The 22,040-nt window shown below is 41.2% G+C and carries 21 protein-coding genes and 2 pseudogenes; 15 read left to right on the top strand and 8 right to left on the bottom strand.

Annotated features, from left to right (window positions below):
- Window positions 1-650 precede the first annotated feature (650 nt).
- The gene (locus CSQ79_RS19400; protein ID WP_099702803.1) at window positions 651-1,418 is read left to right on the top strand and encodes an FRG domain-containing protein; all 768 of its coding nucleotides are present in this window, start codon (window positions 651-653) and stop codon (window positions 1,416-1,418) included.
- Window positions 1,419-1,453: 35 nt separating this feature from the next.
- Here the strand turns inward: CSQ79_RS19400 and CSQ79_RS19395 are convergent, their stop codons facing one another.
- From CSQ79_RS19395 to CSQ79_RS19365, 7 genes and pseudogenes are all read right to left on the bottom strand, one after another.
- A complete protein-coding gene (locus tag CSQ79_RS19395; protein WP_099702802.1) occupies window positions 1,454-2,824 on the bottom strand; it encodes an FAD-dependent oxidoreductase in 1,371 nt (456 codons plus the stop codon).
- Window positions 2,825-2,968: 144 nt separating this feature from the next.
- Window positions 2,969-3,718 carry an SDR family NAD(P)-dependent oxidoreductase gene (locus CSQ79_RS19390; RefSeq protein ID WP_099702801.1) on the bottom strand — a complete coding sequence of 250 codons (750 nt, stop codon included), beginning with the start codon at window positions 3,716-3,718 and terminating at the stop codon, window positions 2,969-2,971.
- A gap of 80 nt (window positions 3,719-3,798) precedes the next feature.
- Window positions 3,799-4,508 (bottom strand): annotated as a pseudogene (locus tag CSQ79_RS19385) (SDR family oxidoreductase).
- 165 nt (window positions 4,509-4,673) lie between these two features.
- On the bottom strand, window positions 4,674-5,555 hold the full coding sequence (locus tag CSQ79_RS19380) for a hypothetical protein (RefSeq protein WP_099702800.1): 882 nt from the start codon (window positions 5,553-5,555) through the stop codon (window positions 4,674-4,676).
- A gap of 93 nt (window positions 5,556-5,648) precedes the next feature.
- Entirely contained in the window at window positions 5,649-6,590 is a 942-nt protein-coding gene (locus CSQ79_RS19375; RefSeq protein WP_099702799.1) for an SMP-30/gluconolactonase/LRE family protein, read from the bottom strand.
- A gap of 36 nt (window positions 6,591-6,626) precedes the next feature.
- Window positions 6,627-7,568: an NADP-dependent oxidoreductase gene (locus CSQ79_RS19370; protein ID WP_289501334.1), complete on the bottom strand. Its 942-nt coding sequence runs from the start codon at window positions 7,566-7,568 to the stop codon at window positions 6,627-6,629.
- Window positions 7,569-7,660: 92 nt separating this feature from the next.
- Entirely contained in the window at window positions 7,661-8,704 is a 1,044-nt protein-coding gene (locus tag CSQ79_RS19365; RefSeq protein WP_289501333.1) for a S1C family serine protease, read from the bottom strand.
- 149 nt (window positions 8,705-8,853) lie between these two features.
- Here CSQ79_RS19365 and CSQ79_RS19360 point away from each other — a divergent pair, with 149 nt between their 5' ends.
- Window positions 8,854-9,222 carry a winged helix-turn-helix transcriptional regulator gene (locus CSQ79_RS19360; RefSeq protein ID WP_099702798.1) on the top strand — a complete coding sequence of 123 codons (369 nt, stop codon included), beginning with the start codon at window positions 8,854-8,856 and terminating at the stop codon, window positions 9,220-9,222.
- Window positions 9,223-9,309: 87 nt separating this feature from the next.
- On the opposite strand, the gene CSQ79_RS19355 is transcribed toward CSQ79_RS19360, so the two are convergent.
- On the bottom strand, window positions 9,310-10,152 hold the full coding sequence (locus CSQ79_RS19355) for a sigma-70 family RNA polymerase sigma factor (protein WP_143755474.1): 843 nt from the start codon (window positions 10,150-10,152) through the stop codon (window positions 9,310-9,312).
- 258 nt (window positions 10,153-10,410) lie between these two features.
- Between CSQ79_RS19355 and CSQ79_RS19350 the strand changes: the two genes are divergently transcribed.
- The 13 genes and pseudogenes from CSQ79_RS19350 (at window position 10,411) to CSQ79_RS28105 (ending at window position 21,820) form a co-directional block, all read left to right on the top strand.
- The gene (locus CSQ79_RS19350) at window positions 10,411-11,316 is read left to right on the top strand and encodes a helix-turn-helix domain-containing protein (protein WP_099702796.1); all 906 of its coding nucleotides are present in this window, start codon (window positions 10,411-10,413) and stop codon (window positions 11,314-11,316) included.
- Window positions 11,317-11,412: 96 nt separating this feature from the next.
- A complete protein-coding gene (locus CSQ79_RS19345; protein ID WP_099702795.1) occupies window positions 11,413-12,120 on the top strand; it encodes a dienelactone hydrolase family protein in 708 nt (235 codons plus the stop codon).
- 150 nt (window positions 12,121-12,270) lie between these two features.
- Window positions 12,271-12,702: pseudogene (locus tag CSQ79_RS19340) on the top strand (DUF29 domain-containing protein).
- A 370-nt stretch (window positions 12,703-13,072) separates the two neighbouring features.
- Window positions 13,073-13,990: an alpha/beta fold hydrolase gene (locus CSQ79_RS19335; RefSeq protein ID WP_099702794.1), complete on the top strand. Its 918-nt coding sequence runs from the start codon at window positions 13,073-13,075 to the stop codon at window positions 13,988-13,990.
- A gap of 186 nt (window positions 13,991-14,176) precedes the next feature.
- Window positions 14,177-15,739, top strand: coding sequence for an alpha/beta hydrolase (locus tag CSQ79_RS19330; RefSeq protein ID WP_289501332.1), 1,563 nt, complete (start codon window positions 14,177-14,179; stop codon window positions 15,737-15,739).
- A gap of 561 nt (window positions 15,740-16,300) precedes the next feature.
- Window positions 16,301-16,774 carry a tetratricopeptide repeat protein gene (locus CSQ79_RS19325; protein WP_099702792.1) on the top strand — a complete coding sequence of 158 codons (474 nt, stop codon included), beginning with the start codon at window positions 16,301-16,303 and terminating at the stop codon, window positions 16,772-16,774.
- A gap of 18 nt (window positions 16,775-16,792) precedes the next feature.
- A complete protein-coding gene (locus CSQ79_RS19320; RefSeq protein ID WP_099702791.1) occupies window positions 16,793-17,845 on the top strand; it encodes an ABC transporter substrate-binding protein in 1,053 nt (350 codons plus the stop codon).
- A 137-nt stretch (window positions 17,846-17,982) separates the two neighbouring features.
- Entirely contained in the window at window positions 17,983-18,768 is a 786-nt protein-coding gene (locus tag CSQ79_RS19315; protein WP_099702790.1) for an ABC transporter ATP-binding protein, read from the top strand.
- A gap of 6 nt (window positions 18,769-18,774) precedes the next feature.
- Window positions 18,775-19,611, top strand: a complete 837-nt coding sequence (locus tag CSQ79_RS19310) for an ABC transporter permease (protein WP_099702789.1) — start codon at window positions 18,775-18,777, stop codon at window positions 19,609-19,611.
- A gap of 36 nt (window positions 19,612-19,647) precedes the next feature.
- Complete coding sequence (locus CSQ79_RS19305; RefSeq protein WP_099702788.1) at window positions 19,648-21,003, top strand: FAD-binding oxidoreductase; 1,356 nt, start codon at window positions 19,648-19,650, stop codon at window positions 21,001-21,003.
- A gap of 17 nt (window positions 21,004-21,020) precedes the next feature.
- On the top strand, window positions 21,021-21,356 hold the full coding sequence (locus tag CSQ79_RS28985; RefSeq protein WP_502693942.1) for a Ycf66 family protein: 336 nt from the start codon (window positions 21,021-21,023) through the stop codon (window positions 21,354-21,356).
- An 85-nt stretch (window positions 21,357-21,441) separates the two neighbouring features.
- The gene (locus CSQ79_RS19295; protein ID WP_099702786.1) at window positions 21,442-21,681 is read left to right on the top strand and encodes a type II toxin-antitoxin system RelN family antitoxin; all 240 of its coding nucleotides are present in this window, start codon (window positions 21,442-21,444) and stop codon (window positions 21,679-21,681) included.
- The gene (locus CSQ79_RS28105; RefSeq protein WP_289501331.1) at window positions 21,674-21,820 is read left to right on the top strand and encodes a hypothetical protein; all 147 of its coding nucleotides are present in this window, start codon (window positions 21,674-21,676) and stop codon (window positions 21,818-21,820) included. The genes CSQ79_RS19295 and CSQ79_RS28105 overlap by 8 nt, the downstream gene beginning before the upstream one ends.
- Window positions 21,821-22,040 lie beyond the last annotated feature (220 nt).

Genomic DNA, 22,040 nt, shown 5'->3' with positions numbered 1-22,040 from the left:
GTATTGTAGAATACAAATTATCCAAGACTATTAAGTAGATAGCACAAGAATATGTTTGTTACTCAATTAAAGATCCTCGCAACTGTTCAAACTACCTTCTACAGCTAGAGTTGTAGAAGTGACTCTAGTCTAATAATTAAAATTTGCTTAGTATTTGTATTTGGCAAGCGATCGCTTAAACCAAAATAATTTCTGCTATAGTAAGTGTCTACGTTGTAAAGTTCAGCCTAGTTCAGTATTACTCATTTATTACCCTTGATTTACGTAAAACCACACAAGTAGTCTTTAGAAAAGCTTATTGTTACTTTCAAGTAGTGACAAAGTGTTGGGTTGAAATCAATAACTATACTACAGCGTGTCAATGGCAATCGAAAGTAGTAAAAATTGAGTATCCAAAAGATATTGCCATCAGATGTCAGTTTTCTTTTGGCAAATTGGAGAAAGCCACAATCGTGGAAATAATGACATGAAAAAGATTTGAGTTTAGTGAAAGTGCCTGGCAATGACAAAAAATCAAAAGATTATTTCGCTTCAGCAAGGATTCTAAATTTTGCTCGCGGTTTAGGTCACGTTTAGAAGCATTTATTTAAACAAGCTTATTATGTTGCAAGAATATATCAATCTTTAAAACATTAGGCGTTCAGTGACCAATGCAGGAAATTATTGTTAACTCAGTTCCGGAATTTGTAGAATGTCTTGGTGATGTCAACCGTGGCAAACGTGCACTTTATCGCGGACAAAGAAGAGACTTGCACCTACTACCTAAAATAGCTCGTTTGTCAACTACGTTGCCTGTTTTGGAAGCTGAACAGGCAATGTTAAATAATTTTAAACTGCTAAGTGTTCCCTATCTTAAGGAAAAACCAGCTAATGATTGGGAATGGTTAGCAATCATGCAACATCATGGATTAGCAACACGACTACTTGACTGGAGTGTCATTCCGCTAGCTGCGCTTTGGTTTACAGTTTGCAAACCACCTGCTGAAAATCAACATGGTGTGATTTGGCTATTCCAGCCAAATTCTGAAGATTATATATCTACCTTTAAACATGAAGTTCCATTCCAAATTAATAAAATTTCCTTGCTTCAACCGAGACTCATTACAGAGAGAATTAAAGCACAGTGGGGCTGGTTTACAGCGCACTATTTTGATGTAGATACAGAAAAGTTTGCAGCATTAGATACAGAAGCAGCGTATATTTCTCGATTAACAAAGTTAATCATCCCACCAGAGAAGTTTGCACTTTTTCGTTTTCAATTAGATCGTTTAGGTGTTAATTCAGCAGAACTATTTCCTGATTTGGAAGGACTCTGCGCGCATCTTGAATGGCTTTATACAAATCTTGCTGATGAAACACACGGAAGTGAAAAATATGATTTACAAAAAGTGTTTATGCCGCTTCCTAAAATGAATTAACTCTCTCAAAAAGAGCGATCGCTTACTACCAATCATCACATATTCGGGCAAAACGGTAAGTTCTCTCCTAAAAGTAGCCGTGCTAAGCTCGGCAATGCTTCACCATAAGTCGGATGAATGTGAACTGATTGTTCGAGTAATTGCCAAGTTGCTTTGGCTTCCATTAACGATAAAAACACATGAACTAACTCAGCAGTCTCGTAACCTACTAACGTTGCGCCTAAAATTTGGTCAGTATCTCGATCGATAACCATACGATAAAAGCCGCGATCGTGTCCCCATTCAATCGCCCGCGCAATTTGGCTCATGGGTAAAGTCACAGCCTGTGCATTAATTCCTTGTTTCTGGGCTTGTTCTAGCGTTATTCCCACTCTGCCAACTTGTGGTTCGGTATAGATAGCGTAACCGAGTACGCGATCGCTGCGAGTACGACTTTCACCGCATAAAATTGCTTTCAACCGACGGTAGTCTTCCCAAGAGACGTGAGTAAATGCAGGTTGTTTGGCAACATCTCCGATCGCATAAATTCCCGCACAAGTCGTCTGAAAATGGTCATCAATTTTGACGTAACCTTTGTCTAACTCAATCCCACTTGCTGTAGTATTGAGATCTGTATTAGGTTTGCGTCCCGTAGCAACTAATAAAGCTTCTCCTTGAAGTTGTTCGCCATTACTCAGTGTCACCGTAAACACATCGTCGTTATAGACAACTTGTTCGACATTTACTTGAAAATGTAGGTGAATACCTTCTTCTTGCAATGCTTCAGCAAGCGTTTGACTGACATCTACTTCTTCACGATCTAAGATGCGATCGCCCCGCACGATGATATGTGTTTCACTGCCTAAGCGCAATAATCCTTGTCCTAGTTCTAATCCAATGTAGCCACCGCCAATAACTAATAGCCGTGGTGGAAGTTGCTGTAAGTCAAAAAAGTTGTGATTGGTAAGATAGGGGGTTTTTGCTAAACCAGGAATATTGGGAACTAGCGAAGATGTCCCTGTATTGATAATGATCAATGGGGCTTGGACAGTGATATCTTGGCTTGTAACGATGCGATCGCCACTAAATGATGCCTCTGCACATATTACTTGAACTCCAGCATCGCGCAACCGCTTATTAGTTCCTTGGTTGAAACTATGACGAATATTGCGTACTCGTTCCATCACAGCAGAAAAATCAACACTAACTTGAGTGTGAATGCCTAATTTATCAGCTTTACGGGCACGTCCTGCGGCATGGGCTGCGGCTAAAAATGCCTTAGAAGGAGTGCAACCATAATTAATGCAACTTCCTCCCAACGCATCGCGCTCAAATAAAATAACCTTACGCCCTTCCTTTGCCAAGTCAACAGCTAGAGGAACTCCACCTTGTCCGCTACCAATCACAATCGCATCTGCGGTTTCCATTAGTTTTCCTCAGAGTGATAAGTATTAGCTTGTACGTTGGTAATTAGTAATTGGTAGCAATTAGCATTTAGCTTGTGTTGAAGTATTAAATGCTCACTGCGAGAATGCTAAATGCTTTCTTATTACCGTTTTACATAAGTAGCTCTACAATACCTGATCTGTTGGCATGATCAGAATTTCATTCACGTTCACCCGTGCAGGCTGTGTCACTGCATAAAGAATAGCATTGGCAATATCTTCACTTTCTAGAGGTGTTACTGATTGATACATTCCTTCGACTTGCTGCTTAGATTCTTGATCGGTGATGTGGTTTGTTAATTCGGTAGCAACTGCACCAGGTTCAATGACAGTTACGCGAACTTTATTTTGGTACACTTCCTTACGCAGCGCATCACTAAAAGCAACAACGCCAAACTTGACCGCATTGTAAACTGCAAAATTGGCAAAAGTCAGCCGACCTGCTACTGAAGCAATATTAATAATATGTCCGCTACCTTGCTCTTTCATAATTGGTAAAGCTGCGTGCGTTGCGTACATTAATCCGAGAAGATCGATATCGACCATTCGCCGCCAGTCTAAGGTATCTGCACCATCAACTAGTCCTGTAAGCATGACACCTGCGTTATTAATCAAGATGTCTACACTACCAAAATTAGCATTGGCTTTTTGCAGCATCTCGGTTGTTTGGGCTTGGTCGGTGATATCAGTTTGAATTGCGATCGCTTCTTTTCCACTATCTTTAACTTGGCTGACTAATTTCTCTAAGCGGTCGAGACGACGTGCGGCTAAAACGACTTTCGCACCCTCAGCAGCTAATGCTAATGCAGACGCTTCACCAATACCAGAAGACGCACCTGTAATTAACGCAACTTTTCCATCTAATTTATTTGCCATTATTCTTTCCTTTAAAAATTTCAAGTAACTCTACTACAGTGTTGTCAGTTTATTAGACCTAAGTTGCAGATTTGAGATGCTCAAACGAGTAAACTACCGCCGTCAACATCAATTACAGTTTCTGTTGTGTAACTATTTTCTAGCAAGTATAAAACTGTAGCTGCAATGTCTTCTGGTTGACCAATACCTTTTACTGGCAGTTTATCAGCTGTACTCTGCCAAAATGCTTCGCGCTGCTGTTGTGGCATTCCGGCATATACGGGAGTATCAACTAAGCCAGGAGAAACTACATTGACTCGCACAGGTGCAAGTTCTAGCGCTAATGCACGACCGAAAGCTTCCACTGCTGCATTAATTGCAGCTAAGACACCATAACCAGGAGATGGTCGGCGGCTGAATATACCAGAAAACAATACAATTGAGCCGCGATCGGCGATCTGAGCATATTTGGTTAGAAGATACGATCCCCAAAATTTACTCGCCATTGATTTTTGTGCATCTGCGGTATCAAGTTCGCGCAATAGTCCGGTTTTAACTGAACTACCAGGAATGACGAGATGGTCTATTAGACCAATATCAGTGCAAAATTGTTTAATTGCCCTTCTTGAAGTAGATCCAAGCTGTAGATTTCTACTTCACCGCCTATTTCCTGTTGGGCTTGTTGCAATTTTTCTAGAGAACGTCCCGCGATTAGGACTTTGCCCTGTGCTGCAAGTGTGGCTTTGGCTGTTGCTAAACCAATACCAGAACTTCCACCAATGATGACGACTTTTTTATTCGCTAATGACATTTTGAGTTAAGACTAAGGTTCAATGTTTGCACAGTGCAATGGTAGTTATACATCTTTGGTTGAATAACTAAACCATGCTGGGAGGTAATCGGTAATGGGTAATTGTTTTGCCTAGCCACTAGCCACTAGTAACTCTACGTTGCAGGTAATTCACTGAAATTGAGATTATTTAGGTGCAAGCCATGCAGCAATATTGCGCACATAAGTTTTGACATCTTCTAAGGCGCGTGGTTCAGTTTTCATACCTTCTCCTGGTGGTTCGTCAACAAAGCTAGGACAGCCCATATCAATATCCCAGTTGTAATCGCAGAAGTGATGAAAAGTTGATTCTGTGACAGCACGTCCAAGACTACTATTATTGTCCTGGGAACGATCAAACACTACAGCAAGGTTAAAAGAACGACCTGTAACTTTACTTGTACCTGTAGCGATAACTCTGACATTTTCTACATCAGAAGCAAGTCCAACACCGCCTTCATGGGGATGTGCTGGAAAAAACTCAACAACCCCAGATGGGGAAGTGGGGTTGTGTAGCAGTTCGTGAACTGGTTCAGTTGGTGTAATTTTTTGATAGTCGCCGTTGCTACCAGAATGATAGTTTGGCCATGAAATATATGTGGTATAAGGATCGTCGTTACAGCGTCGCGATTCATCCGGATCTTGGTTTCGCGTATGAAAATAGTTTGCAGTGCCAACACCATCAAGATTGCAAATGGACGAACCTAAATCTTGGTGATCTCGTGCGATTAACAGCCCTTTACCTTGTCTGCGAAATCGAGCGATCGCCTGACATTCTTTTTCAGTGAGTCCACCCCCAATATCAACGGCAAACAACCACAGTTCATCAAAATCGGAGTTATCAATATTACTCAGAATCGGATCGTCAGAATTTGATTCGCGGTTACGTGCAGTGACTTCATAAAGTGGATTTCCAGTTTCGTCTGTTAATGATGCCAGGTAGTCGCGCAATAACGAAAAGCGATCAATTGTCCAGTCATCCTCACTAGGAGGAATCGTTGTCTGCATTAAAATGCGAATTGGTGTCATAAACCCACTACTGAAAGTTATTACAGAATGTAAGTCTTCTAGGTTAAGGAAAAGCGATCGCTTTGGGCACTGCGCGTAGCGCAATCGCTTACTTTATTCTTTGCTTGGTGCTACACCAGCAACATTAAGTGGAATTTGGTAGAGACTCGTATAAGTTGTAATGTAGAGTGTTTTATAATCTTTACCGCCCCAAGCAATATTTGTTGTACCTTCGGGTACAGAAATTTTTCCTAGTAGTTTACCTTGCGGTGAAAAAATCCAAATACCTTTGGGTCCTGTTGAATACACATTTCCTTGCAAGTCTACTTTCATTCCATCAGCTAATCGTTCTCCTGGAACATTTAAATCTGCAAAGACTCGACTATTCGTTAAAGTTCCATCTGCTTTTACATCAAATACGCGAATGTTACCTTCTTGGGAATCATTAATATACAAATGTTTCTCATCAGGTGAAAAAGCAAGTCCATTTGGTAACTCCATATCCTTGACAAGCAGCGTTAATTGACCATCTTCTGTCAAACGATAAACCCCAGAAAAACCAAGTTCTTCAGGTTGTTCTTGCACTGCATAAGGTTTCCGAATCCCAAAGGGCGGATCGGTAAAATAAATACTGTTATCGGATTTGACAACAATATCATTAGGACTATTTAGCTTTTTCCCTGAATAGTGAGTTGCTAAAGTAACAACTTTGCCATCTTTTTCGGTACGTGTCACACTGCGATCGTGTTGTGCAGTGACGAGCCTACCCTCGCGGTCTAGAGCATTACCATTAAGATATCCTGCAGGTCTGCGGAAAACTTCTACTTTGCCATTAGAAGACAGTTTGTAAATTGTATTAGCTGGGGTATCACTAAATAACAGAAAACCATCTGGATGCCAAAGTGGTCCTTCAAGAAACTTATAGCCGCCAACTATTTTTTCTACTTGAGCATTATCACTCTTAATTGCACGTAATTCATTTTGGTTACTGCTACTAGGTTTTGTGCTGAATAAGAGTAACAAACTACAGACAATGAGCAAAGATTGAAATTTCATAAGATCTCTGGTAATTGACAGTTTAACCAAGAGATGTCACCCGATGACTTGTAGAACGATCTTGCCACGCATATGACCACTCTGACTTAATTCGTGTGCTTGCCGTGCTTCTGATAGTGGGAGAACAGTGTCAACAATGGGTTTGAGTATTCCAGCATCAACTAACGCGGCAATTTCCGCGAGTTGTGCTTTATTCGGCTGAACTGCAACAAAAGCTGCACGAACCTTGTGTTGAGTGGCAGTTGACTGGGAAGGTGGTGAGACAATTGATACCAATATACCACCAGTTTTAAGAACTTTCCAGGAGCGTTCCTGAACTTCATCCCCGATTGTGTCGAAAACCACATCAACATCATAAACCACGTCCTCGAAGCGAACTTGGTTGTAATCAATTGCTTCATCAACTCCGAGTTCTTGTAAAAAATTGTGATTTCGGGCTGATGCTGTACCAATCACATGCGCACCTTTATTCTTTGCTAACTGTACTGCAAAACTGCCGACACCTCCTGCTGCGGCATGAATTAACACAGTTTGTCCTGCGGATAATTTTGCTGCATCAAACAAAGCTTGATATGCGGTTAATGCGACTACTGGTACAGATGCTGCGGCGATGTAATCGAGAGATTTAGGCTTATGGGCAACTTCATTGGCACGAACTGCAATATACTCAGCATAAGCACCGTCTCGGCTCAAACTCGTGTAAGCATAAATATCATCACCTACTTGAATCTCACTTACATTTGAGCCGACTTTGACAACAACTCCAGAAACATCCCAACCTAAAATCAGTGGCATTTTGTGCTTGAGGCTTTGCTGCATATAGCCTTCACGAATTTTCCAATCAACTGGATTGACACTAGCCGCATGAACTTGAACAAGGATTTCGTCGTCGGTAATATTTGGTTGTGGTGCATCTTCGTATCTGAGAACCTCTGATCCACCATACGAGTGAATCTGTATAGCTTTCATCGTTGCCATGATTGTCTCCTAGAGTAATTGAAAGTACGCTCTTATAGGTAAGCAATAACATTTGGCGCTGCTTTACTCAATTACCAATAGCCAGTTAGCAATTACCCACCTGGTGACTCCTCAGGAACAATATCTACAAGTAGCTTTTGATAACGACGGAGAACTATAAGCTGCGATCGCACTCCAACTTGATCGTGAGTTAATAGTTTATGCAAGTCATCGATATTTGCAATTGGTTGTTGATTGATACCCACGATGACATCACCTTCTTGTAAACCTGCTTTTTGGGCTGGGCTATTTTCTTCGGTGGAAATTACCAAAACACCGCTTTCTAAGGATAATTCATGAAATAGCACGACCCGACGCGGTAGCGGTACATTTTGCCCACCGATACCAATGTAACCGCGCCGGACTTTTCCATCGCGAATTAGCGATCCAATAATCATCTTGGCAGTATTAATCGGTACAGCAAAGCAAATACCCTGTGCTGACATAATCACGGCTGTATTGACACCAATCACTTCACCATGAGATGTTACGAGTGGTCCACCAGAGTTACCAGGATTCAAAGCGGCATCAGTTTGAATGATATTATCTATCAATCGACCAGAACGCGAACGAAATGAACGCCCTAAAGCACTGACGACACCTGTTGTTACCGTAGTTTGGAAACCATAAGGATTGCCAATTGCGATCGCAAGTTGTCCTGCACGTAACGATTGCGAATCTCCTAATTTGGCAGCCACAAGATTAGGTGCATCAATTCTAATGACTGCTAAATCGGTATCAGGATCGTCACCAATTAATTCTGCGATAAAATTGCGACCATCTGAGAGTATCACCTCGATTTTGGTTGCATCGTGGACAACATGACTATTCGTGAGAATATAACCATCTTTAGTGAAAATAAAGCCAGAACCGTTACCGCGTACTTCTTGCATGAAGGCTTGATTGTTCCTGCGCCGTGATTGCAATTGTCGATGCACATCAATATTGACAACTGCGGGGCTAACTTTTTCAACTACACTAATGACAGCTTGCGAATAGGCGTCAAGTAACTGTTCATCTGCTGTAGTATTTGTTGTTGGCGAGGTTTGTATCCCCTCATTCTCGAAATCGTTGGATACCAGTTGCAGATTTTTCATAGCGGCTGCTCCTGTACATTTGTAGGGGTGAGGGGTGAGGGACGAGGTTTCCTATTTCTCAGTTCCTCAAATTTTGTAGTAGTTTTATGATTGTGTCAATTACTCACTCTTTTTGACAAGAAGGCACTGAAAAGTGCTATACATACTTTATGGTGCGCAATCAAGAAAATAGTGTTTGTGATGCTAATTGTCCCTCACGGCAAGTTTTAGATCTTATTGCCGACAAATGGACTGCAATTATTATTTACCGCCTTGCTAAAGGAACGAAGCGATACAGCGAGTTACAAAGAGAAATTGGTGGAATTTCGCAAAAAATGCTAACGCAGACATTACGCAATTTAGAACGCGATGGAATTGTCAGTCGCAAAGTTTATCCTGTTGTCCCACCAATGGTGGAATATTCTTTAACTACTTTAGGGACAACGCTAACTGGACCCTTGTCTACGCTGTGTCGTTGGGCAGAGAATTACCTTCCTGAAGTCGAAGCAGCACGAAGTCAATATGATGGCGATCGCTAGTACTTTATTTAGAAGTTGAGCGATCGCATCTTCAATCTTTTGTAAACGTAATAAATAAATCAAACATTCTATTAACTTTTTGTCAATCTATTCACTCAACTTACCTGAATCTATTAATTGCTCAATTTGCTCTTGCGTTAATGGAGACGGAAGAATTTGCCCGCTGATAATTTGATTACAGATATCTACACACGCATCGCAGATAAATACGCCTGGACCTGCAATGAGTATCTCAACTTGTTCCTGGCTCTTGTGACAAAATGAACAGCTAAATTCGATTTTGTTTTGACTAGAAGTGTTGATAGTCACTGTTTGAATTTCCTGGGGTGAATTGAGTTGAATTTGATCTTGAAGCCGTGATAACTGGTTTCTGAGCTGATGACGAGATTTGTGTAAACGCCCTTTGACTGCACTCACTGAAATATTTAAGCGATTAGCCACTTCTTGTAGGCTAAATTGCTCGTGATAAAACAGTAAAATTGCTGAGCGATTTTTGGGAGATAGAGTATTGATTGCTTCAAGTAATACAGTGTAGAGTTCTTCTTGTTCTGCTACTTGCTGAGGATCGGGTGAATTCCCAGCGATTGGCGGCGGTTCATCCACGAAATTCCCTATCATTGCCTCAAGGGAAAAACAGATTACCCGCCGACGGCGCAAAGTGTTCTGGCAAACGTTGAGGACAATGCCGTATAGCCAACTTTTAAAGCGTGTTGGGTCTTTAAGTTTATCGAGTGAAAGATAAGCTTGCAACATGGTATCTTGCACAACTTCTTGAGCCAAATCTTCATTGCCGATCGCTCGCATAGCAAGGCGCTGTACCATCGATTGATAACGCAACATCAGCTGACCAAATGCTGCTTTATTTCCCCGCCGTGACAGAAAAACTAGCTCTAGATCGCTTGGTTCAAACACGCCTTCCTCGCTGAACAACGCTACTAATTAATAGTGGTAAGGTAGAAAGAAAAGGTTACTCTTGTCAAAAAGAGATTAAATTCAGAATTGCGAACAAGTTGCTGCCAGCACAACAAAAGCCGACTTGTAGATGTCGAGATCAAGTTAGCGTAACTTTGCTCAGGGATGATATTTTAAATTTGGTGGGTACGATCGCGTTTTTCTCAGCACTTCTAGGCGATCGCATTTTTACTATCGCCAAGTCAAAATAGAACTTCTCATTCATTTGAGCACAAGATGAAATTGCCACAACCCGTCAGCATTATTGACTATCGCCAAGTCAATGCGGCAAATGCACTGTTACCCCAACCATCGATTCTCTCTAGCAGCGGTTGGAGCGATATTCACTTAGAGCTTTATCAGCAGCCAAAATTTGAGATTGCTGAGCATAAACACACGATGCACGTTATTGCTTGCGGACTTTCCTCTCCATATATAGAAGACTCATCGGGCGAGCGATGGTTAGATGGAAAGCTGAGCAAAGAGACGCGAAGTACTGGAGACATTGCGATTATTCCTGCTAATGTTTCCCACCGCTGTAATTGGAACACCTCAGTTCAGTTTATGGTTTTAGCTCTTGAGCCTATACTGCTCAAAAACATCGGTCAAGATTGGGTAAACCCCGACGGTATTGAATTGATACCGCAGTTTATGAGTAAGCCAGACGCACTGATACAAAGCATCTTTCTAACTCTAAAAGACGAATTAGAATCTGACAGAATTGGCAGACAGTTGCTGGTTGATAGTTTGAAAACAGTGTTGGCAATTCACCTATTACGAAACTATTGCGCGACATCTCCTAGGCTTTCTAGCTATTCAGATGGATTATCGTCAGCCAAGCTAGCTCTCATAATAGACTATATCGACGAACATCTACATCAAGATTTGACACTGACAGAAATTGCGGCGATTTCTCAAATCAGTCCGTATCACTTTTTGCGGTTGTTCAAGCAAAGTATGGGCATAACACCCCACCAATATATCTTGCAGCGCCGAATCAATAAAGCAAAATATCTATTGCAACACAGCAAGTTGAGTATTGCAGAGATTGCTGTTAAGGTGGGCTTTTGCGATCAAAGTCATCTGACTCGATATTTTAAGCGTATGCTTGGCGTGACACCGAAACAATTTTGGCAAGCTTGAACGCAAGAATATTCTAAAACTCCGCAACATTTTTCTAGAGTCTTGACTCGCTAGCTTTTTAAGCTATCAGCAGTAGGTTCTTCTGGATAAATAATCATGCAAATTGAACAATCAGAAGTAGCGATCCTTACGCCTGATGGACAGATGTCCGCCTTCTTGTGTACACCTATTGAGCCTGAGTGTATGTCTGCTGTTCTTCTTCTCATGGAAGCTTTTGGCTTAACACAGCATATTCGAGATGTAGCAATCCGCATTGCAAAAGAAGGATATGTCGTTCTTGTACCGGACTTATACTATCGCAAACCCAACAGCAGATTTAATTACGATGAGGTGGAGCAGGCTATGGCGATGATGTGGCGGCTCGACTTTGGTAAACCTATGGAAGAGGATCTTCAAGCAGCATTAGGTTACTTAAGATCGCGAAGGAACGTGAATCCAAATAAGATTGGTGTCACTGGTTTTTGTTTAGGTGGTGGGTTGACTTTTTTGACTGCTTGTAAGTTTTCGGCTGAAATTGCCGCAGCAGCGCCCTTCTACGGGATGGTTTTAGATGAGTGGATCGAGGCAGTAAAAAATATTACAATACCTGTTTATTTGTTCTTTGGAGGTCGCGATCCTTTTATTCCACGCGATCGCATTCACCAGATCGAGTCGCGGTTTCAAGAACTTGGTAAAGAATACACGTTGAAAGTTTATCCTGATGCCGAGCATGGATTTTTCTGCCACGAACGTTCTTCATACAATCAATTAGCATCTGAAGATTCTTGGAACGAACTTAAGCAATTCTTGCACAAACATCTGTAGGAAACGGTTTAATAGAAGTGACTAGCTGTAGGTGATGGGATATTTCCCTAGATTATAAATTACTAAGACGTATGCTAGATGATTTCTATTCTTACTTAGTGCAGCCGAAAGTTTTGGAGTGACGCTGCATTCTCAATAATCAGGAGATCTATGAAGGCGACATACTCAACAGATTTCAATTTGTGGAGTAATCAAACAGCGCAGCTATTGCGAGAATAACGTTGGCAGGAAGTTGATCTAGAGCATTTAATTGAGGAGATCGAAGATTTGGGCAAGAGTGAACGGCGAGGAATTGCCAGTCAACTCACCCGTCTTTTACTACACTTGCTCAAGTGGCAATATCAGCCACAGCGACGCTCAGATAGTTGGCTTGATTCGATCGCTGATGCTCGTACCCAAATTGAATTAGCATTGGAAGATAGTCCTAGTTTAAAAGATTATTCTGCAGAAGCACTGGCAGCAAGCTATCAACGTGCGCGTCGTCAAGCAGCGAAACAAAAAGGAATGCACGTATCAACGTTTCCAGAAGGATGCCCATATAGTTTGGAGTTAGTCTTAGATGAAAACTGGCTGCCGCTATAAGACAGGCGAGATGCCACATCTTAATATTGAATTTAACCTATTTAGTATAGTCTGAACAATGCGATCGCCTATACTTACCTGGAGATTGACCTATCTCAGAAACCACACTAACTACTTTTGCTAAGTTTGCGAATGCTGCACTAAAACCACTGCTTAAGAACTCGAAAGGTGAATGACATTATTAGAAGATTGCACTATTGTTATCAGCAAGGATGAGAACAGTGTATCCGTCGGACAAAGATAATACAGTAAAGCGATCGCCCCAAACACTAAAATTAATTGCAAAATTGACAACTCCTTAGCCAGAGTGCTTTTTCCCTACAAAAATGTTATGTAATAAAAAGTGATTTACAAATTTTAATAAAGACCTGTGACTACCCAGCAAATACCATACACCAGCAGTATTGAAAAGCACGTTTGGAATTGGCAAGGATACACCATTCAATACACAGTCAAAGGAGAAGGACGTCCTTTAGTCTTAGTTCATGGATTTGGTGCTTGTATCGGACATTGGCGGAAAAATATCCCTGTCTTAGCCGATGCGGGTTATCGAGTGTTCGCTTTAGACTTACTCGGTTTTGGTGGATCGAGTAAACCGCCGCTGAACTATACCTTGGATGTATGGGAACTCCTGCTGAAAGATTTTTGGGAAGAACATATCCAAGAACCAGCAATATTTATCGGTAACTCAATTGGAGCGTTACTGAGTTTAATGGTAGTCGCAAATCATCCAGAAATTGCCACAGGTGGAATTTTGATTAACAGCGCAGGCGGTTTGAGTCATCGTCCTAATGAACTTAATCCACCCTTACGAATCTTCATGGCGGGGTTTAATCGTCTTGTGCGATCGCGAATTACAGGAAGAACTATTTTTAACCGAATTCGCCAAAAATCACAAATTCGGCGGACGTTATTGCAAGTTTATCGTAATCCTGAAGCTGTTACAGATGAATTAGTAGATATGCTGTATGAGCCAGCGTGCGATCCTGGCGCACAGCAAGTTTTCGCGTCAATTATCACTGCACCTCCAGGTCCAAGTCCAGCCGAGTTATTACCGAAAGTGAAACATCCTTTGCTGGTAGTATGGGGCGCAGACGACCCTTGGACACCCATTAGTGGGGCGAAATTGTACGAACAGATGCGCGATCGCGGCGAACCTGTTGAAGTTGTTCCTATTCCTAACGCAGGACATTGTCCTCATGATGAAGTCCCCGATCAAGTTAATTCTGCGATCGTTCAGTGGTTAGATAAATTACCGCTTCGCGGAATTATGAGTTATGAATTATGAGTTTTGAGATAAAGACGAAATTCAAAGTTGTTAGCTTATTTATAGGTAGCTAAAAATGTTCTGGAATGAGTAGCTTTGATTTCTAAACCTCGCAGACAAAATTCATATGCGTACAAGCGCTTGTCGTGGCGAATTGGGTTAGTCGCAACTTCCTTGGGGTGTTGTTTTATCCCTACTATAGGAATAATGCGTCAAGCCTTGACAGCGGAACGAATTTATGCATCTTATTCAGTTGTTGAGCGCTCGATTTCGGTAGCGGCGCTAGAAAAGTATGCGCGAGAAGGTATTCTGGATGAAGAACTGGCAGTTTATGCTCAATACATCAGTCCACAACAGTTAGAACAATTACGACGAGTACTGCTGACGCAAATTGATTTAACTCCGGTAGCAGTTGCACAGTTTCTCTACACACCGCAGGGAATTATTTTATTAGAACGCTTGGGACGAATTATTCAAACCGAAGCACGTCAGCCTGGGTTTTATGCAATTCGCTCTGCATTGATTTTAGCCGCAGCAACTCCGGATGGTTTAACTCCACTTAATGTATTACGTCAGTTTCCGACACGCAGTATTCGCATTGATTTAGCACGTAGTTTACGCATTGCAGAACAATTAGATAGATTAGTCAGTCAAACCGCGCAAGCGATCGCTCTTGTGCAACAGGATGCAGTCAATGCTGCGACTACGCAACCACCAATTGATTTTGATGTACCTGATTTGCGCGAACGAGGTTCATTTAGTTGGAATCAGCAAACACTGACGTTATTCGATCCGAGACGCGATCGCCAATTTTTAGCAGATATCTATCTTCCGCTGAATTTAGAAAAACCAGCACCAGTTATTGTCATTTCTCACGGCTTAGGATCGGATCGGACAAGTTTTATTTATTTAGCGACTCAACTAGCATCCTACGGCTTTGCGGTTGCAGTTCCCGAACATCCTGGAAGCAATGCGGAACAGTTGCGATCGCTTTTATCAGGAGTCGCTGCGGAAGTAGCACAACCAAATGAATTTATCAACCGTCCACTAGATGTCAGGTATCTACTCAATGAGTTAGAACGTTTGCGCATTTCTGACACTCGTTTTAGAAACATTAATGTTCAGCAAGTGGGAGTTATTGGTCAATCTTTTGGCGGTTATACCGCATTAGCCCTCGCAGGTGCACAATTAAACTTTGAACAACTGCAACAAGACTGTAATAGATTGCAAGATTCTACTTTGTGGAATGTCTCATTGTTACTGCAATGTCGCGCGTTGGAGTTGCCAGTGACTGACTATGCCTTACGCGATCCACGCATAAAAGCAGCGATCGCAGTTAACCCAATTACTAGTAGTGTTTTTGGCGAAGCTAGTATTAGGCAAATCGCTGTACCGGTGATGATTGTCAGCGGTAGTGCTGATACTATTGCTCCTACGTTAGCTGAACAAATTCGTCCATTTAGTTGGCTGACGACTCCAGATAAGTATCTAGCTGTGATTGTAGGTGCTACGCACTTCTCGACAATTGGTGAAGCTGCGCCTGGTTCTGAACCTATAGCCGTACCACCACAAGTTATTGGTCCTACTCCAGAAGTTGCACGCTCGTATATAAGTGCTTTGAGCGTACCATTTTTTCAGACATACATTAATAATTCACCGCAATATCGCCCTTACCTCAGTTCGGCATATACTCAAGCAGTGAGTGAAACTTCATTACCATTGAGTTTAGTGCGATCGTCAAGTAATGAGCTAGAGCAATTTCTTCGCTAATATTGCTGCGGCTAGACGTCAAAAACAATAATGGCTATTAACCTGATAATTAGTTGTCACGCGATCGCGCAATTCTATATGATATGAATAATATATTAGTAGCTATTCTTGTCTTGGCTTTGCTGCTTATCACTATATTTTCGCCATTTTCTGCCTTGGCTTTGTTAATGATTTTTCTTTTAGTTTCAGCTTTTGTGGGCATTATCTGGACTATGTTAAGAACGCTTATTTTTGGTGAGTCTAGTAAAAGAAGTTAATGTATTTTTTTAGAAAAAATTAATAAACTTAACTCAATATAGAAGTTGCAGAGAATACCTACGTTAAGTTATCCTTTGCCTAAAAAATGGTATATTGAAATACAACAAAATTATAGTTATTTGCTTAAGTTTTATATGGTTAGTTATAAAATCATAGGCAAAATTGAATTATTTTTTTAAGATTTATTGCAACAGTAATAAGAAATAAATCAACTTGGTTTTAAGATAACTGTGGTTGCTAATACAGCTACAGAATACAGTAGCGTAGCATACTTAGACAACTCAATAACTTAGATCGGGAATCATGAATGAAGCATCTATTATTAATCCACTGCTGGAAGCTTTGAAAAGTCCTGATGAGAAGATACGAAATTGGGCAACTCAAGAGTTATGGAAGCATTGGTTTGGGCAAAAGGGCGTTTATGGACTGCAGTTATTACAGCAAAGTCAAGCGTTAGTTGAAGCAGGTAAAACAGAACAAGCCGAAGCGCTATTAACAGAAGTGATTGAAGCTCAACCTGATTTTGCTGAAGCGTGGAACCGACGTGCTGTTTTGTATTACATGAATGGTCAATACCAAAGAGCGTTAGCAGATTGTGAAATGGTCGTTAAGCTTAGTCCGATTCATTTTGGTGCGCTTCATGGTATGGGCTTATGTTATGTCGCTTTAGGAAATTATAGTGCTGCTATTCAAGCTTTGCGTCGTGCTTTAGAAATTCAGCCGTACGCAGTAGAAAATCAAAGGTTAATTCTAGAATGTACTGCACAGTTAAGCTAAAAAGGAGATAATTTATTAATGAATCATGCTGTTCATAGTGTAAATCGTCGTAGATTTATTCAATATGGTTCATTGTTTATCGGTAGTAGTGTAGTTGCAGCTTGTACGAACAATCAGCCACCAGCAAATTCTCAATCAACAAGTAATCTCGATCAAGTCACTTTTGGAACGAACTGGGTAGCCCAAGCAGAACATGGAGGATTTTATCAAGCGATCGCTACAGGCATCTACAAAGAACACGGCTTAGATGTCACAATTCAAATGGGTGGACCGCAAGTACCGACTGGTACTCAGTTATTAATGGGAAATGCGGTAGATTTTTTTATGGGGTACGGCGTCGATGCAGTTAATGCCGTTGCTGAAGGAATACCTAAAATTACTGTAGCGGCAATTTTTCAAAAAGATCCCCAGTGTTTGATCGCTCATCCTAACACAGGCGTCGAATCAATAGAAGATCTTAGAGGTAGACCAATTTATATATCTTCTTCTGCTAATGTGACATACTGGCCTTTATTAGCAGCAAAATTTGGTTTTACAGACGATCAAAAGCGCCCTTACAACTTTAATCCTGGTCCATTTCTTGCAGATAAACAATCAGCACAACAAGGATATATTACATCTGAACCTTTTGCGATAGAAAGACAGGGTGGATTTACACCTGTGATATTTTTATTAGCAGATTATGGTTACATACCTTATTCAACAACAATTGAAACTAAGCGTGAATTAGTAGAAAATAATCCAGATTTAGTCCAGCGATTTGTTGATGCATCAATTAAAGGTTGGTATAGCTATTTAGAAAATCCAGCACCTGGAAATGAATTGATTAAACAAGCAAACCCAGAAATGACAGATGAACAAATTGCTTATGGACTTGAAAAACTCCAAGAATACGGCATTATTGCTTCAGGTGAAGTTGAACAACTCGGAATTGGTGCCATGACCGAGGAACGATGGCAATCTTTTTTTGAGATTATGACACAAGCAGGAATTTTTAAACCTAATACAGATTACAAACAAGCATTTACCTTACAATTTGTCAATAAAGGCGCGCAGGCGTATCGCAGTTAGAGGAGTGAGGGAGTTTAAGAAAATTCCGTTAGCAACGATAATCGGGTTATTTAACTAAAGATGATTTTGTATTTTTGCTTACGGTAGAGTTACGCTAGATAGAATATCTTTGGTAATTATTCATCAGTCTATAGCAAATGATTCCCGCAATTGAGCTGAATCATGTCAGTAAGGTCTACAGTAACGGTACTGTGGCTTTGCACAACATGAACTTGGCAATTCAGGATGCAGAATTTGTGAGTTTAGTCGGTCCTTCCGGTTGTGGTAAAAGTACAGTATTGCGGATTATTGCCGGATTAGGACAAATGAATTCTGGCAGTATTGATTGGGGGGTCTGCGATCGCAAACTGGCTTTTGTTTTTCAAGAACCCGCATTAATGCCTTGGGCAACTGTTCAAGACAATGTGCATTTGCCACTAAAATTAGCTGGAACATCTAAAAAGTATGCAGACGTCTTAGTACAACAAGCGATTCAACGTGTAGGTTTGAGTGGCTTTGAACGCAGCTATCCTCGCGAGTTATCTGGTGGAATGAAAATGCGAGTATCGATTGCTCGTGCTTTAGTGACAAAACCAAATATACTACTGATGGACGAACCCTTTGGGGCGTTAGATGAAATTACCCGTAGCAAACTAAATCGCGATGTCCTCGATCTGTGGAATCAGCACCGTTGGACAGTAGTTTTTGTCACGCATAATATTTATGAAGCAGTTTATTTATCCAATCGTGTCATTGTTATGGCAGCACGTCCAGGGCGTGTAGTTGCAGATATTGCAATTGATGCACCGTATCCCCGTAGTGAAGAATTTCGCACCTCTTTGGTTTACAACCAATACTGTCGTGAAGTCTCGCAATGTTTGATGGAAACAATGAACGAACAACTATTACCTAACGATCGCACGGCGATCGCGCAACCTATATAGTATGCAATGACTATTCTCCGTCGTCGCAAATCTAGTCAAGTAACTAATGACGCTACTCAGTGTGTATCTGTTGACGTTATTGCACCAATCGTTGTAGGAATTCTAGTCTTAGTGGCGTGGGAAGTGTTTGTACGCATGACCAACTTACCACCGTATTTGCTTCCTGGTCCTCTATTAGTATTGCAAACATTAATCACAGATTGGAATGAACTATTTGCTTCGTTGTTAGTTACCTTACAAATTACTGTCGTTGCTTTTGTTGCAGCAGCAGTTTCAGGATTGCTGATTTCAATTTTGTTTACGCAGAGTAAGTGGATTGAAAAAAGCTTATTTCCCTACGCGGTGATTTTGCAAACAACTCCAATAGTTGCGATCGCACCTTTAATTATTATTTGGTTAAAAAACAACACATTTGCAGCGTTGGTTGTCTGTGCTTGGATTGTGGCGTTTTTCCCGATTGTTGCTAATACAACACTGGGGTTGAATAGTGTCGATCGCAATTTAGTAAATTTATTTCAACTGTATAAAGCTTCAAAGTGGCAAACTCTAGTGCATTTACGTTTGCCGAGTGCTATGCCATATTTTTTAGGTGGATTGCGAATTAGTGGTGGTTTGGCGCTGATTGGTGCGGTTGTGGCGGAGTTTGTTGCGGGAACAGGTGGGGCGCGATCGGGGATTGCATATCGCATTTTGATATCGAGTTACAACTTGCAAATTCCACGGATGTTTGCAGCGTTGTTGTTGACGACGGGGTTAGGGGTGGCGATTTTTGTGGGGCTAACGGTGTTGTCAGATTGGGTATTGGGAAAATGGCATGAAAGTGCAGTGAAGCATGAAAATTAGGAGACGAACTACTAGAACATAAAGAGGTAATTGAGGATGACGGGGACAGCGATTAAATCAGTTGATTGGGAGGTTTTTATTGCTGCGTTGGCGGAGATTGAGGTGATTGTAGATGCAGCACAGGTGGCGAAGTTATCGCAGGATTATTATACTTTTAGCCCGATTTTGCACCGTCAGCTGGCAGGGAAGGTTGGAGATATTGTGGTGCGCCCTGCTACGGAGGCGGAAGTTCTGCGAGTAGCGGCGGTGTGTGCAAAGTATCGCGTACCAGTAACGGTGAGAGGTGCAGGAACGGGAAATTATGGGCAATGCGTACCATTACATGGTGGTGTCATTTTGGATATGTCGCGGATGCAAAGAATTCCGTGGATTGAGGCTGGTATAGCACGCTTAGAAGCTGGGGTGAAGTTGGCGGCGTTGGATAAAAAGGCGCGGGAAAGTGGTTGGGAAATTCGCATGGCTCCTTCAACATATCGTACTGCAACCATTGGGGGATTTATTGCAGGTGGTAGTGGGGGTATTGGTTCGATTACTTATGGACAATTGCGCGATCGCGGTAATCTTTTGGCATTGAAAGTTGTGACAATAGAAGACGAACCTCGTGCGATCGAGTTGCGAGGTGATGATGTGCAAAAGGTCAATCATGCTTGGGGCGTGAATGGTATTATCACTGAATTAGAAATCCCGCTTGCACCTGCTTATCCTTGGGTTGAAATGATTGTCACGTTTGATGATTTCATGACAGCCGCCCGTTTTGGGCAAGCATTAGGCAATGCGGATGGTATGGTTAAGAAATTAATTACAGTTTTTGCATCGCCAATTCCCAGTTACTTTACAGCATTGCGTCAATACATTCCTGATAAAACTCATGCAGCTTTTCTAATAGTGGCAGAATCTTGTTTGGAATTACTGCCAGGATTGATTCAAGAGTATAACGGGAAGCTAACTTATCAAAAGTCTGCGCAGGATGTTGGTAAAAGTATAAATTTAGGGGAATTTACTTGGAATCACACAACTCTACACGCCCGTACTGTTGATTCATCGATGACCTACTTACAAAGTTTATTTCCCGCAGATAAATCATTGCAAATTGTCGAGCATATGTTTCATCATTTTGGAGATGAAGTCATGATGCATTTAGAATTTATTCGAGTCAATGGTGCAGTCATTCCTGCAGCGTTGCAACTTGTACGCTATACAACAGAAGAACGTTTGAATGAGATTATGCGCTATCACGAAGCTAACGGCGTGTTTATTGCTAATCCGCACACATACATCATTGAAGATGGCGGACGTAAACAAATGGACCCCGAACAGCTAAAGTTTAAACAAATGGTCGATCCTTATGGATTGATGAATCCTGGTAAGATCAAGGCGTTGATGACTCAATAAGTCAGATTATGGTTACGTTGAGTTCTATTCCGCTAGCAGCAGTTATAGGAATTGCATATATTCTGTTCGGTTTTCTTTATGTTCCCATATTAATAGCTCAACTTATTACTGTTATCCGTAACTCGCAAACCACCGCAATAGAAATTGCTTTTCGCTTAACTCAGTTTTTTGTAGCTCCTGTTATTTTATTACTTTCAGGAGGAATTTTAATTTTTCAAGGATGGAGACTAGATCCTATGCTTGTATTTCAACAAATTTTGCTTTTATACTTAATGGCATTTCTAGTTGTTAGAGATATACAAAGGCTCCAGACTAAATCTAAAGTTAGAACAATTAGATTGAAGACTAAATAGCTGTCTATAGCGTTGCTATTTGATTTGCAAACAGTTTTTCAAAGCTGTCAAGAGATAATTGTTAATTTTCAATAAAGGAGCAAAAATGAAAGCACTCAAAATTATGGCAACTATTGATGAACAAGGACAACTGACTTTAGATCATCCCCTAATGAGTGATAGAAATAGTCGCGTAGAAGTAATTGTCCTGATTCCAGAACCATCAGAAATTGAGGAGGAGCAATCTAAAGCAGAATTACAAGACTTTCAACAAGCTTGGCACGAAGCGATGACAGGACAAACTATTCCTGTTGCCCAACTTTGGGAAGGGATGGAAAATGTGTGAGCAGCCTTTGATTCAAGTTGAAGCCTCGCCCACATTCAATCGAAATCTACGCACTCTTATTAAGAAATACCGTAGTATTCGCAGTGATATCCAACCTGTCATTGAACAACTTGAGCAAGGAGAATTACTAGGAGATTAAATTCCTGGGGTTGGTTATGCAGTCTTCAAATTGAGAGTCCGAAACAGAGACACTCAAAAAGGTAAAAGTGTAGCTATCGTTTAATTTACTATGTTAACCTGAGTTCGGGATAAGAAAAGGGACAGGTAGTAAGCTGAAAATAACGTTAAATTCAGCACCTGTCCTATGTTTAGTTTAGAATCTTTGTTCTGCCATGTAGATGATTTCTGTAAAGCGTTTG

This window comes from Gloeocapsopsis sp. IPPAS B-1203, assembly GCF_002749975.1.
Lineage (GTDB): Bacteria > Cyanobacteriota > Cyanobacteriia > Cyanobacteriales > Chroococcidiopsidaceae > Gloeocapsopsis.
The sequence above is the reverse complement of the archived record's forward strand: the minus strand, read 5'-3'. Positions and strand labels throughout refer to the sequence as shown.